We start from the raw sequence: 13,249 nt of genomic DNA, 5'->3' as shown, positions 1-13,249 counted from the left end.
GCGAAAAAAATGAATCTGTCCTTTTCTCTGTTCGCCCCCAAAAAGAGCACACAAATAAACCCACTAGGCACCATTAGTTATCGCCCCGCAAACACAAATAGGCGCCACCCTTTAATCAAACAAACCAACAACCACATAGCTGCCATTTCAGTAAGTTGAAGCCACCAATAAAGAAAATGCCCATGCGCACCAAAAACAGCAACAACGTAATGAAATGCAGTAATAGCAATAGAAAAATAAGTAGCCTTACAAAAGCAGTGCTGCTCGATGCAAAAATCAAAGCCAGCCACGAAATAAAAGGAATAAGCCCATTTATCAAAAACACATAAAACACGACATCAACAAAACTCGAAGGTCGCCCCCCACAAGCCCAACATAGCAAAGAAACATATAAGCCAACACAAATGGGATCGCCACAACCACCTTGACAACGCTAAGCAACCACATAATTTTCAATTCGGTCATTCAATTTTTCGAACAACCTACCGACTTACTTTCGCTTGTCTCAGACAACAGTCTGCGAGGATCAAAACGTAGCTTACCGTCTGGGTCAAACGGGACAGGGTTAGGTGCTATATTTTGTGGCCATATATTCCCACCATAGAACCCCGCGCCAATCCCTGCCGCATCAAATGCTTAATCATGGTATGTATCAATCATAGTCCCCGTTACGCCATTGGAGCCATGGGTGCTCGCCTTTGCTTTGTCACTAGCAATCAGACTATTCCTGATGACATCATACACATCGGCTTTTGATGCTGATGCAACTCCACGAATCCAGGCACTAGCAAGACCGACTGCAATAGCCCTATTAACAACAAAATCATTCCCGCGACAGATCTCTCTCACCCTCTTGTAATGCTCACATAAATCACCCTTAAATACTGAGCTCAGGTGTTTCGCTCAGCTTCCGCCCTCGCTCTCACGACTCGCACCATCAAAAGGAAAATCAACACCTCACCCAATTGAACACTCCAATAATAAAGCCCATCATAATGTGCCGATACCGCAAATAGGAAATAGTGGTATACCATCAACACTACAACAAAAATGACCAGCCTGATAAAAATCGGAGGAACTGCAAAAAAAATCAAAATCAGCCACGCAAGCAAAGGCACCAATCCAGTGACCAGCACTACATGCCGAATAAAGCTGAGAACATCAGCCCCGCCACCAACCTTCAGGGAGATATAGCAAAACAAAAAATAAATAAGAAGCAATAAGGCAAAAAAAGCCAACTTCAACAGCAACAAGCAATTGATCCATTTCATAAACTCAATCCTTTTAAATTCAATCCTTTAAACAACCCAAAGACTCACGGCTATCTCCAGCAGGAAGTAAACGCCGTGGATCGAACCTGAATTCCCCCTCCGAATCAAAAGGAACCGGGTTAGGTGAAATGCCTTGAAACCAGATATTACCTCCATAAAAACGAGTTCCCAGTCCCGCCTCACCGAATGCCTTGTCATGATAAGCATCGATGGCATTTCCTGTCACGCCATTTACCCCATGCACTGCCACCTCTGCTTTATCACTGGCTATCAAACTACGTCTGATCTTGTCGGAAATTTCAGCACTCGAATCCTGCCCACCCCAAATCCATGCATTTAATACACCTGCTCCTAGCACGAAATTCACATCTGTTCGTCCCCCACGGCATATCTTCGCAGCGGTTTGGTAGTAACTACTTAGATCACCTGTAGTCTCACAAGACCGAAAATCGTAATACGTGCATATGCTGGTGTCGCCATCCCCATTCAATTCCCACGGCGCCAGCCCCAACGGATCATTACCGCTTACGGGATCTCCACCGATATACTCGTATGCATTCAGTCCACCCATGAACCCGACCGGATCCTCCGATACGTAACGAGCACTCCTCGGATCGTAATAGCGGAACCGGTTGTAATGCAGCCCTGTCTCGTGATCTTGATACTGTCCCTGGAAGCGTATCGGGTTCCTCACTGCGCCAATAGCATCTTGACCATCCTGCAAATCGGCAAGATCTCCCCAAGCCGTGTAACGTGCCGCCCACACCACACGCCCTTCCTCATCCGTCAACTCCATCGGCGTACCCAGATGATCACATTGGTACCAGTACATGCTGTCGAACGTTTGAGGCTTCACTTCGGTGTGCCACAGAGGGTCTTGGTCAAAATCATATTCACGGCCATTCCAGTCTGGTTGCTTGTGCAGGCGAACCGGACCATTGCGCACCGCTTGGGCCACTGGCACAAAACTGCCTGGCAGATATAGGTAGTGCACCGTCCTGCCGGTATCACTGTCGTCACGTGGCGGGGAACTCTCCCAGGCAAGCGCGTTGCCATCCCAGCCGAACAGCGTGAAGCCGCATTTCAACTCGCGCTGTCGTTTGGCTCGCTGCATCTGGTTCCAGCCAGTACCGGCTTCAGGCCTATCCCAGTAATGGGCAACGGAATGCTTGTGCAACCTGCGCCCCAGCGCGTCATAGCTGTAGTCGACCTTGAGCCGGTCATCGTTGTAGTGCGTCAGGCGATCGAACAAGTCCCAGGTCAGATGAGCATGCTTGCCCTCATGCAGCCGGTGAATCAGGTTACCGCGCTCGTCGTATTTGAAATGGACACCGCCGTATTCGCGCAAGCGGTTGTCCATCAGCTTCCCATGCCTGGCCTTTTCTTCCAGAGGGCGATTGAGTTGTTGGGCTTCGTCAATGAGGTTGCCTGCGGGATCGAACGCGAAAGTTTCAACGCCTAGACGGCTGGCGGCCTGCAGCAGCCGGCCAAGCGGGTCGTATTGGTAAGCCAATTGCCCACGACGCGTATCGCGGATACCGGTCAGTTGGCCGACCGTGTCGTACTGATACTCCCGTTTGAGCAGGACAGATTCGCCATCGGCACCGCCAATCAATTGCTCTTGCGGCCTTCCCCGCGTAGTCCACTGCTGCTTGTGCATGAGTTTGTTGCCTTGGTGACGGACAATTTCGCGGTGCAAGTCGTCACGCTCGAAGGCGAGCATTTCGTGATGATCGAGCGTCATGCCGGCGACATGGCCGCTACCGTAAGTCAACCAACTGACCTTGTGGCCATCGGGCCGGATGGTTGCCACACGCTGGTTCAACGCATCGTACTCATGCTGCCAGACGGCAACCATGGGTGTGCCGATGCCCAGATAATGCTGGTGCTCGCGGACCATGTTGCCGGCTTCGTCATGGAACCATTGCAACATGCTGACGGCATTGCGGGCCTGGAGCAGTTGGCCATTGCCGTCGTAGGCATAATGCTCCGATTCCACCTGTTCACCCAGGCCGGCAGTACGTTCGATCAGTCGGCCCATACGATCGAAACGCATGGTTACGCGACGCTGGCCAACCTGCGTGAACGCCAGCCGCCCGGTATGCACGTCATACCGATAGTGCCTAGCCAAACCGTCGAAACCGGTTTCCTGCGACAAGCGTCCGACCAGGTCATAGCAGAATGTCGCTCTACTTCCGTTCTGGTTGTCCAGGCAGACCAACCGACCTAGCTTGTCCCAGTGGTAGCACAACGTGTACCCCGCTGCATCAACACGCTCACTTGGCAACCCAGCATGGGTATAGCTCCAGGTAGTAGACCGCTCCAGCGCATCGACATGGGCCAGCAACCGGCCCTCGGCATCGTAGTGGAAGCGTTCTTCGGTCAGGTCCGGATAGGTCACCTTCGCCAGTTGACCGGCCTCGTACATGAACTGAGTCTTCTCCCCCAGCGCATTGCTGGCCTGCACCAGACGCCCCAGTTCGTCGTACGCCCATTTACTGGTCTTGCCAGAGCAGTCGGTGTACTCGAGCACTTGCCCGGCGTCGTTGTACGCCATCTTCTTTTCGTTGCCGTTGGCGTCCTTGATCGCCTTCAACAGTCCCGTCGAGGTGTAGGCAAATTCAGTCTTGTTGCCCAGCGGGTCGACCGTTTCGACCAGGTTGCCGGCATCGTCGTAGCCGCGCAGCCACAGGCCGTCTTCGGCATCGCTGATCTTGATCAGCTGGTCCTTGTCGTCGTAGGCGTAGTGCACCACGCTGTGGTCGGCACGGATGTGCTGCAGGCGGTTGCTGCGTTCATCGTAGGTGTAGCGATCCTGGCTGCCGTCGGCGTGCAGGTGGCGGATCACGTTCTTGCGGGCGTCGCGGAACAGCCACTCCGAGCGCTCGTCGGCGTGCTGGATGCGGTAGGTGTAGCCCTCGGCGTCGTAGTAGTGGCGGGTCTGGCCGCCGTGGGCGTCGGTCACGGTGGTCAGGCGGATGTGCTCATCCCACGCCAGGCGGGTTTCGAAGCTGCCATCGTCGGCCCATTCGCGGATCGCCCGGGCGTGGGGGCCGCTGCCGTCCCATTCCAGGTTGAGGCCGCGCTCGGTGCGGTCGGTGTAGCGGGTGATCAGGTGGTGCTGGTACTGGTAGCGCCAGGCGGCGCCGTGTTCGTCCTGGGCGGCGATCAGGTCGCCCTGGTCGTCGTAGTGGTAGGCGCACAATTGGCGCAGCGGCTTGCCGTCGACCACCTGCCACAGGCCCTGGATATGGCCGTGCTCATCGAGCAGCGTGCCCAGTTGCAGGTGCACCTTGGTCGGGTCGTTGTCGGCGTAGGTGTTGATGTCCGACAGCACCGGGCGGCCGTTGTGGCTGTGCTCGTAGTGCAGCATCGCGCCGACGCCGTTGCGCATGACGATATGCACCAGGTGGAAGCGCTCGCCGACGCGCTCGTAGGTCTCGTGGCGCTCCTGCCCGCGCGACAGGATGAGCTGGGTGTCGGTGGTGCGGGTCAGGCCACGGTACTCCACCGCGTCGTAATGGGTTTTGCCGACCTTGGGCAGTGGGTAGGCGTGGCTGCGGCCATCGATATCGTGCAGCAGCAGGCCATCGTCCTGCACATCGATGCAGGTGGTGAAGGCGGTGATCCAGCGGGCGCCGAGGCTGCCGCTGTCGAGGGCGGCCAGGCGCGAGTGGTAGGTGCGGGTCCAGGTGATGGGGAACGGGCCGGGCAGGCTGAAATCGGTGTGCTGCAGGGTCTCGCTGCCCAGGGCGAAGTTGATGCTGTTGCAGGTGTTGGCCGGGGCGCCGTTCTTGCACGGGTTGGCGGCCTGGGACGCGGGCGCCTGCTCTTTCTGGGTTTCCAGCTTGCCTTCGGCCAGCTGGTGGCGAGCCTTGCTGGTGCCGCCTGGCTTGATGTTGGCCACCACCACCTGGGGGTTGCGTTGGCGCCACTGTTTGACGCTGCTGGCCAGGGTCTGACTCAGGGCCTCGATGGAGCCGGGGCTGCTGGCATCGCCCAGCTTGAGGATCATGCCGCGCACCAGAGGCGCCAAGGTGCGCAGGTGCGCGCTGTGGGCCAGCAGTTCGGCCTTGGTCGTAGGGCTGAAGGTGGGGCTGACGTTGGCGCTGGTCATACCCTTGCCAGCGCACTTGTAGGCACTGAAGGCACCGGCCAGGTAGTTGTCGAGCGTGGCCAGCGGGTTGTGCATCAGCGCGCTGCTTGGGGTGGATGCCGGGCGGGCGTGTCTTGGGCCGGCGCCTTCGGCCAGGGTGGCCAGGCCACTGGCAATGTCGAGGATGATCTGCTCGCCGAGGGTGGCGGCCTCGGCGAGGATGCCCTTGAGTTTGCCGGTGGCCTGGCTGACGAAATTATCGAGGCTGCCGACGATATCGGCGTTGAGGTGGCCGGCCAGCAGTTCGACCGAGGCATCGTCGAGCACCTGCTTACCCTCCTGGCGCACGAACAGCAGCATCGGCCGCAAGCTCATGCGCGCTGGTGCCTCACCGGCGGGCGAGGTGACCAAGGCGATCAGATTGAGGGCAAAGGTGGCGCAGTCGAGTGGGTCGGGTACCTGGCTGCGGGCCAGGGTAACGATAGCGCTCAGTGCTTCGATCAGGGCGATGCTGTTTCCCGCCACTGGCACATTGCCGGCGACGGTCTTGAGGCGCTCGAGGGTGGCATGGCCGGCACTGATTTCACGTAGCCAGGCGTCGAACACTGCGGCGCCACGGCCGACGTCCTTGGCCTGGATTTCGGCGAGTGGTGTGATCGCTACTTGTAAAATGCCCTTGCCTGAAGGGCTGGCCTTGCCGGGGGGGGTTGCCATTTGGTTTGGCGCTCCTTGCTGGAAAGGAGGTCGCCTGGTGGCTACGCATCGCGGGGCAAGCCCGCTCCCACAAGGTGGGTGGTGCAGTGCAATGGCCTCGGTCGGGCGACCTGAAAATGCAGGAGGGAAACCATACCGAGGCGGTATTCAGGAAGAAGTCAGAAGGTGTCTCGCATGCAGGAAGGAGCATTCCTGTTCGAGTGTGGAAAAACGGCTACACGCCCCTGGCGGGCATAAACACTCTGTAGTTAATGATTGTTTGAGGCTGTATTCATCGGCTTTCGGGAGCGCCCTCTGATCCTAGGGCATCACGCCCCAACTCCTGTCACATCCCCCAATATTTCAGCGCCCACAACACCCCCATCCCAACCCCCAGCGTCAACAGAGTACTGCGAGTGCGCCAGGCCACCACGCTCTTACCGCTGCCGGGATCAATGCAGCACCGCACGCAACGCACCGGTGACAACGATGGCGAACAGCACCACCGGCAGGATCGAGTAACGCGTGGCGGCCAACAGGGTCAGGGCCAGTGCGATCGAGTCGGCGGGGTCGCCGCTGACGAATTTGGGCGCGATCACCGCGATCAGCACACAGCCAGGTGCGGCGCTGAGCACTTGAGTGAATTGCGGCCCCATGACGCGATTGCGCAACAGCAAAAAGCCCAGTGCGCGTGTCAGGTAAGTGACCAGGGCCATGCCGAGGATCGTGGCCAGGGTAGTGATGTCGATCATGGCTTGGCCCACAGGTAGGCGCTGACCAGGCCTGCCACGGTGCCCGCGAGGACGTACCAGCCGCCGGGGATCAACAGGTGGAACAGCGCGGCGGTTACCAGGCTGAACAGCCAGGGCAGGGCGGCGTGCACGCCTTTCCACATGCCCTTGAGCAGTACCAGGAAAACGGCGGCGAAAGCCATGTCGAAGCCATAGCTGCGCAGGTCGCCCAGCAGCGGCCCGACCAGCGCCCCCAGGGTAGTGAAGGTTACCCAGGTGGCCCACAGGCACAGCGACACGCCCATGTAGTAGCGCAGGCTGAAGCCATTGCGCCGACGGGCATCGGCCAAGCCCATGGCCCAGCTCTCGTCACACATGAAAAACACGGCGCCAAGCGCTTGCTTCAGGGGCAGGTGGCGCAGGTAGGGCGCCAGGGTAGCGCCCATCAGCAGGTGGCGGCTGTTGACCAGCAGGGTCATGGCGACGATCACCAGTATCGCCGGGGGCGAGGTCCACAGTTCGATGGCGGCGAACTCCGAACCACCACCGAAGTTCAGGCCGGTCATCAACGCAACCTCACCAGCATTGAGCTGGTGTTGCGACGCCTGCGCACCGAGTACCAGGGCGAATGGGATGAAACCCAGCAGCATCGGCAGGGCGGCCACGGCGCCACGCCGCAGTTCGCTGTCGGGGGCGGTGGGATCGTTCAGGGTGGGTTCAAGGGTATTCATGGTCACCTCCAGTGGAGGAGAATTATTCCAATGTAAGGTTGAAATAGGCTTGCGTAATTGCAATGCCTCGCTGAGGATTTGGCATCTGCTACCAACAACACTCGATTTGAGGTTTTCAATGCCAATCAAGCTTGATGCCATCGACCGCCGTATACTGCGTGCCCTGCAGCGGGACGGGCGCCTGCAGAACCAGGAGCTGGCCAAGCAAGTGGGGTTGTCCCCGTCGCCGTGCCTGCGAAGGGTACGGCTGCTGGAGGACGCGGGGGTAATCGAGCGCTACGTGGCGCTGGTGGACCCGGCCAAGGTGGCATTGGGCCTGACCCTGTTCGTGCGGGTGTGGCTCAAGCGCCAGGACCAGGAAACCACCGATACCTTCATCAACGCGGTGCGCCAGCTGCCCGAGGTGGTGGAGTGCCATGTGATGGCGGGCGACTGCGACCTGTTGCTACGGGTGGTGGCGGCGGACCTGGAAGCCTACCGGCGGTTCCAGGTGGCCCATCTGACCAGCCTGGATGTGGTGCAGAACGTCAAGACCGAAGTGCCCATGGAGAAGGTCAAGCTGACGACCGAGTTACCGGTTTAGTGCGCGGCAAAGCAATCCCTGCGAGATGTCCTCGGATATAAATCTGGAATGGGACGTTGTTATTAAATAGAATCAATCGCATTAACTGATGTGCAGAGCCTCACGACATGGTTGAAGCCGCTACGCCACCCGATCACCGCCTGAGTGCCCTGTACCGCGACCATCGCAGCTGGCTGGAGCACTGGTTGCGCCGCCGTGTCGGCAATAGCTGGGATGCCGCCGACCTGAGCCAGGACACCTTCCTGCGGGTACTGTCCAGCGCGCAGAAGCTCGAGGAACTGCGTGAGCCACGTGCCTACCTGCTGACCGTGGGCAAGCGCCTGTTGAGCAATTTCTACAGCCGCCGCAGCCTGGAACAGGCCTATCTGGAGGCGTTGGCGCAGCTGCCGGAAGCGTGTGTGCCGTCGCCAGAGCAGCGCTGGCTGCTGTTGGAAACGCTGCAGGCACTGGATGAGCTGCTGGACGGGTTGCCTCGTCTGGTACGCCGGGCATTCCTGTGGAGCCAGTTGCACGGCCTGGGCTATCGCGAGATCGCCGAGCGCCTGGAGGTGTCGGAGCGCACGGTAAAACGCTACATGGCGCAGGCCTACGAGCATTGCCTGCTGGTGGACCTGTGATGCGTGCGGCGTCCAGCGGCGAGGCAATCGAGGTGGCACGCGCGGCGGCTCGGTGGCTGGCGTTGCTGGAGTCAGGCACGGCCACTGAACAAGACCATGCCCGCCTTGAACACTGGCGCAACAGCAGCATCAGCCATGAAGCCACCTGGCAGAAGGCGCAGCTGCTGCGCCAGCGCTTTTCCGGGCTGCCGCCAACCTTGGCGATGGCCTCGCTGGATCGTCCGGACCTGGCGCGGCGCACCGCCATCAAGCGCGCATTGGGCATTACCGCACTGTTGCCAGCTACCTGGCTGATCGGGCGGCAGTTGCCGGTGCAGGTGTGGATGGCCGATGTGTACACCGCCATCGGCGAGCAGAAAAAACTGCAACTGGCCGACGGCAGCCTGCTGCAGTTGAATACCGACAGCGCGGTCAATGTCGACCTGGGCAAGCGTGAGCTGACCCTGGTGCGCGGCGAGATGGCGCTCAAGGTGGCTGGCAGCGCAGGGCTGACCCTGCACCTGCCTTACGGTCGGGTGATTGTCAGCCGCAGTGAAGTTTGTGTGCGGCTCAATGACAGTGACTGCCAGATCGCAGTGGCCAGCGGTGCGGTGCAACTGCAACCGTTGCACGGCCCTGCGCTGCTCTTGCGCGAAGGTGAGCAGGTCCGTTTGAAGGTTGGCGGCGCAGGCCAGGTCGGCAGCTTCGACGCTTCGCTGCCGGGGTGGCGAGAGGGCGTTCTGATCGCCCAGAACCAACCGCTGGGCGATTTCCTGCGCGAGCTGCGGCGCTTCCGCCCGGGGTTGTTGCGCTGGGACCCGGTGCTGGAAAACCTGCGGGTAATGGGTAGCTTCCGCCTCGACGACACCGACCGCGTGCTGTCGCTGTTGGCGGCGAGCCTGCCGCTGGAGGTGCATTCGCGCACGCGGTATTGGGTCACCCTGGTGCCGCGCAATAATCAGGTGTGAGGCATGTCCCTTTTTTTCACCTCACCGGTCATTCCAGGCAAGTGAACTGAAAACGAGAGCTTGCCCCAATGTCCGTAGTAATGCCTTGCCGTTCAGGCCGTCAGTCTTTGCAGCGTGTAGGCCTGGTGCTGAGCCTGAGCGCCACCACGCTTTTTACCCCTGTCAGTTGGGCCGATGACGCCGCTCGGCGCAGCTATGCAGTCGCGGCCGGTAGCCTGGGCAGCACGTTGACGCGTTTCGCCACGCAGTCGGGCGTCAACCTGTCGGTGAGCCCTGCCTTGGTGAATGGCCGCGACAGTGCCGGGCTGTCGGGCACCTACAGTGTCGAGGAAGGCTTTGCCCGCCTGCTGCAGGGCAGCGGTTTGCGCCTGCAGTCGGCAGGCGCCGACGCCTACATCCTGGCGCCGGAAAGCCAGGGCTCCAGCGCCCTGGAAATTGCGCCAACCACCATCAACAGCGGGCACCTGGGGGACGATGGCGAGCCGTATGCCGGTGGCCAGGTCGCTCGCCGTGGCGCGCTAGGCCTGCTCGGTTCGCGTGACTTCATGGAAGCGCCGTTCAGCATGACCACCTACACCAGCCAGACGGTGAAGAACCTGCAGGCGCGAACCCTGAATGACCTGGTTGCCAGCGACCCTTCGGTGCGCGCCACCAACCCGGCAGGCGGGCGCTTCGAGCAGTTCACCATCCGTGGCCTGAGCCTGTTCAACAGCGATGTGTCCTATAACGGGCTGTATGGCGTGTTGCCGACCTATTCCATCGACATGGAAATGGCCGACCGCGTCGATATCCTCAAAGGGCCGAGCCAGCTGATTAACGGCATCTCACCGCGTGGCAGCGTGGGTGGCGGTATCAACGTGGTGCCCAAGCGCGCGGGCGACAAGCCGCTGACCGAGTTCACCGGTAGCTATGCCTCCGACAGCCAGGTGGGCGGTGCCGTGGATGTTGGCCGGCGCTTTGGTGAGGGCGACCAGTTCGGCCTGCGTTTCAACGCGGTGAAGCAGGCCGGCGACACCAACTGGGATCACCAGAGCGTCAAGCGCGAAATGGCCGTGCTGGGCCTGGATTTTCGCGGTGAGCGGCTGCGCCTGTCCACCGACATCGGCCACACCCAGCGCGACACCAATGCCCCCCAGGAGCGGGTGCTGATCGGCGCAAACGCCAAGGTGCCAGACGCCAAGGATGTGCGCCGTAACTATGCCCAGGCCTGGAGCAAGGCACGCACCGAGGACACCTTCGGCGCGGTGAACGCCGAGTACGACCTGAGCGATTCGCTGATGGCCTATGCCGCGTTCGGTGCACGCGAGAGCAACCATGATTTTCTGCGGCACAACGTGCCGGTCAGCAACGACGCCGGCGACTTCAGCGTCTTGCCCCGGGACTTTACCCGCGACGAGTCGGTGCGCACGGCCATGGCCGGGCTGCGTAACTGGTTCACCACCGGCCCGGTCAGCCATGAGCTGAACCTGTCGGCGAGTTACTTCTACATGGACTTCACCAACGGCGGGGCGCGCTACGCGGCAGCGCCCAGCAATCTGTACAACCCGGTAGCCACCCCCACGCCCGGCAGGCCAACGCGCCAGGATGCCGAGGTGTACACCGAGAACCGTTTCACCGGCGTGGCGCTGGCCGATACCCTGGGCTTTTTCGACGACCGCCTGCTGCTGACCCTGGGTGCACGCTGGCAACGGGTCAAGGTCGACGACTGGAGCAACGACGTCAAAGGCGTCACCGCCTACGACGAGGAAAAAGTCTCGCCCTCGGGTGGCGTGGTGTTCAAGGTCAGTGAGCAGTTCTCGCTCTACGCCAGCTACATGGAGGGCCTGAGCCAGGGCAAGATCGCGCCATCGACCTCGATCAACTCCGACCAGATCTTCGCACCCTTCATCAGCCGCCAGGTCGAGGTGGGCGCCAAGTACGACCTGGGCACCTTCGGGCTGACCGCCAGCGCCTTTCGCATCAAGCAACCAGCCTACGAAACCAATGCCGCCACGCGGGTGTTCGGGCCTAACGGCAAGCGTGAGAACAAGGGTATCGAGTTGAATGTGTTCGGCGAGCCGCTCAAAGGCGTGCGCCTGCTCGGTGGGGTTATGTTCATCGACAGCGAGCTGACCGGTACCGTGGGCGGCATTGCCGACGGCAACCGCGCCCCGGCCACGCCCGAATACAACGTCAGCCTGGGTGCTGAATGGGATGTGCCGAAGGTGCCGGGGCTGACCCTGACCACGCGAGGCATTCATTCCAGCTCGCAGTACCTGGACCAGGCCAACAGCAAGAAGATCGATGGCTGGGAGCGCTTCGACCTGGGCGCGCGTTATGCCTTCAAGGTCTCGGACAAGGACGTCACCCTGCGTGCCAGTGTCGAGAACGTGTTGGATGACCAGTATTGGATTTCGGCGGGGGCGTCCGATGACAGTGAGCCGGGGTTGAGCTTGTCTACGCCACGGACGTATCTGGTTTCGGCCACTGTCGGGTTTTGATCGCAGGCGTTTGTTGGCATTGCAACCGAGCAGCCGCATACGCGTTGCGAATGCTCGGTTTACGCGACCAGTTGCGACCGTCTCCATCGCTCATGGTAATGCGGGTACCTGGAGGTGGCTCGGCGAAAGCCACCGTCCGAGTTCGGTCATAGCATTATCGACGGCAGGACTGACCGGAGCCGTTCCATGGCCAGTGCGCTGCAGGGTTGCATGGGCTCACGAAGTTCATTGGCGATGAGCCCTTGAACAGAGAGCGCTGCCTTCACCATGGCGGGGTTCGGCTCCGCAAATGCCGATTGAATCCAGGGCAGAAGCCGATAGAAGACCGAGCGAGCTTTACCAACGTCGCCTTCGTCCATGTGGCGCACCAGTTGCACGTAGAGTTCAGCATGGATGTGAGCTGATGCCGAGATGGCGCCGGCACCTCCCAGGGCGAGATTGGTGAATATCTGGATATCCTCTCCGGTTAACACTTGAACATGGCCGTCGTTGATCAGTGCCATCGTTGTTTCGATATCGCCACCGCAGTCTTTCACCGCGGCAATGTTCGAGTGACGCACGATCCGTCGGAGTGTCTCGCGCTCGATCCTCACACCTGTCCGATACGGAATGTCGTAGACCACTACGGGCACTGACGATGCATCAGCCACGGCCTGGAAGAAGGATTCGATGCCTTGTTGTGATGGGCGGATGTAGTAGGGCGCAGGGACAAGCACGCCAGCGATGTCGCGGCGCTGGATTTTCTGCTGGAACGCCAGGACTTCCTGCAGGTTGTTGCCCGAGAGCCCCATGATCACTTGGCCTGGCCGGGCGACTTCAAGCACGGCATCCAGCGCCTCGAGCTGTTCATCCTTGCTCATCGCCGCAGCTTCACCCGTGGTACCGCATACCACCAAGCCTCTCACACCTTCATTGAGGAGCTTCTTGGCCAAGCCTTGAAGGGCGTCGAAATCGACCTGCCCCGAACGGAAAGGTGTGACCAGTGCAACCCAGATACCGCGCAAATTAGACATGCATTACTCCTCAGGCAGACCGATTAGTCGACGTCAGAGGAGGGGATGGGAATCAAGCGGGGGAGACCTGGCGCTATCTGTCCTGTC

At 60.1% G+C, this 13,249-nt stretch carries 10 protein-coding genes; 5 read left to right on the top strand and 5 right to left on the bottom strand.

Annotated elements, in window-relative coordinates:
* Positions 1–182: 182 nt before the first annotated feature.
* The gene (locus LOY51_RS15635; RefSeq protein WP_258641946.1) at positions 183–329 is read left to right on the top strand and encodes a hypothetical protein; all 147 of its coding nucleotides are present in this window, start codon (positions 183–185) and stop codon (positions 327–329) included.
* A gap of 561 nt (positions 330–890) precedes the next feature.
* Here LOY51_RS15635 and LOY51_RS15630 read toward each other — a convergent pair.
* The 4 genes from LOY51_RS15630 to LOY51_RS15615 all read right to left on the bottom strand — a co-directional run bounded on the left by LOY51_RS15630 (position 891) and on the right by LOY51_RS15615 (position 7,522).
* Positions 891–1,271, bottom strand: coding sequence for a hypothetical protein (locus LOY51_RS15630; protein WP_125858882.1), 381 nt, complete (start codon positions 1,269–1,271; stop codon positions 891–893).
* Between the two features lie 19 nt (positions 1,272–1,290).
* Positions 1,291–6,081, bottom strand: a complete 4,791-nt coding sequence (locus LOY51_RS15625) for an RHS repeat-associated core domain-containing protein (protein ID WP_258641944.1) — start codon at positions 6,079–6,081, stop codon at positions 1,291–1,293.
* 431 nt (positions 6,082–6,512) lie between these two features.
* Entirely contained in the window at positions 6,513–6,812 is a 300-nt protein-coding gene (locus LOY51_RS15620; RefSeq protein ID WP_125858880.1) for an AzlD family protein, read from the bottom strand.
* Positions 6,809–7,522 carry an AzlC family ABC transporter permease gene (locus LOY51_RS15615; protein WP_125858879.1) on the bottom strand — a complete coding sequence of 238 codons (714 nt, stop codon included), beginning with the start codon at positions 7,520–7,522 and terminating at the stop codon, positions 6,809–6,811. Before LOY51_RS15615 ends, LOY51_RS15620 begins: the two co-directional genes overlap by 4 nt.
* Before the next feature lie 118 nt (positions 7,523–7,640).
* Here LOY51_RS15615 and LOY51_RS15610 point away from each other — a divergent pair, with 118 nt between their 5' ends.
* From LOY51_RS15610 to LOY51_RS15595, 4 genes are all read left to right on the top strand, one after another.
* Positions 7,641–8,105, top strand: coding sequence for an Lrp/AsnC family transcriptional regulator (locus LOY51_RS15610; protein WP_125858878.1), 465 nt, complete (start codon positions 7,641–7,643; stop codon positions 8,103–8,105).
* A gap of 107 nt (positions 8,106–8,212) precedes the next feature.
* Positions 8,213–8,722 (top strand): sigma-70 family RNA polymerase sigma factor, encoded by a 510-nt coding sequence (locus LOY51_RS15605; RefSeq protein WP_125858877.1) that lies wholly within the window; start codon positions 8,213–8,215, stop codon positions 8,720–8,722.
* Positions 8,722–9,669: a FecR domain-containing protein gene (locus tag LOY51_RS15600; RefSeq protein ID WP_258641942.1), complete on the top strand. Its 948-nt coding sequence runs from the start codon at positions 8,722–8,724 to the stop codon at positions 9,667–9,669. Before LOY51_RS15605 ends, LOY51_RS15600 begins: the two co-directional genes overlap by 1 nt.
* Before the next feature lie 68 nt (positions 9,670–9,737).
* Positions 9,738–12,149 (top strand): TonB-dependent receptor, encoded by a 2,412-nt coding sequence (locus LOY51_RS15595; RefSeq protein ID WP_258641941.1) that lies wholly within the window; start codon positions 9,738–9,740, stop codon positions 12,147–12,149.
* Positions 12,150–12,295: 146 nt separating this feature from the next.
* On the opposite strand, the gene dapA is transcribed toward LOY51_RS15595, so the two are convergent.
* Positions 12,296–13,162, bottom strand: coding sequence for a 4-hydroxy-tetrahydrodipicolinate synthase (gene dapA / locus LOY51_RS15590; protein WP_258641939.1), 867 nt, complete (start codon positions 13,160–13,162; stop codon positions 12,296–12,298).
* Between the last annotated feature and the right edge of the window lie 87 nt (positions 13,163–13,249).

Origin of the sequence: Pseudomonas sichuanensis (assembly GCF_024749065.1) — a bacterium.
Lineage (GTDB): Bacteria > Pseudomonadota > Gammaproteobacteria > Pseudomonadales > Pseudomonadaceae > Aquipseudomonas > Aquipseudomonas sichuanensis.
The sequence above is the reverse complement of the archived record's forward strand: the minus strand, read 5'-3'. Positions and strand labels throughout refer to the sequence as shown.

Coding starts and splice junctions, on each gene's coding strand:
- LOY51_RS15635 (WP_258641946.1), top strand. CDS start 183: ATGCGCACCAAAAACAGCAACAACGTAATGAAATGCAGTAATAGCAAT.
- LOY51_RS15630 (WP_125858882.1), bottom strand. CDS start 1,271: ATGAAATGGATCAATTGCTTGTTGCTGTTGAAGTTGGCTTTTTTTGCC.
- LOY51_RS15625 (WP_258641944.1), bottom strand. CDS start 6,081: ATGGCAACCCCCCCCGGCAAGGCCAGCCCTTCAGGCAAGGGCATTTTA.
- LOY51_RS15620 (WP_125858880.1), bottom strand. CDS start 6,812: ATGATCGACATCACTACCCTGGCCACGATCCTCGGCATGGCCCTGGTC.
- LOY51_RS15615 (WP_125858879.1), bottom strand. CDS start 7,522: ATGAATACCCTTGAACCCACCCTGAACGATCCCACCGCCCCCGACAGC.
- LOY51_RS15610 (WP_125858878.1), top strand. CDS start 7,641: ATGCCAATCAAGCTTGATGCCATCGACCGCCGTATACTGCGTGCCCTG.
- LOY51_RS15605 (WP_125858877.1), top strand. CDS start 8,213: ATGGTTGAAGCCGCTACGCCACCCGATCACCGCCTGAGTGCCCTGTAC.
- LOY51_RS15600 (WP_258641942.1), top strand. CDS start 8,722: ATGCGTGCGGCGTCCAGCGGCGAGGCAATCGAGGTGGCACGCGCGGCG.
- LOY51_RS15595 (WP_258641941.1), top strand. CDS start 9,738: ATGTCCGTAGTAATGCCTTGCCGTTCAGGCCGTCAGTCTTTGCAGCGT.
- dapA (WP_258641939.1), bottom strand. CDS start 13,162: ATGTCTAATTTGCGCGGTATCTGGGTTGCACTGGTCACACCTTTCCGT.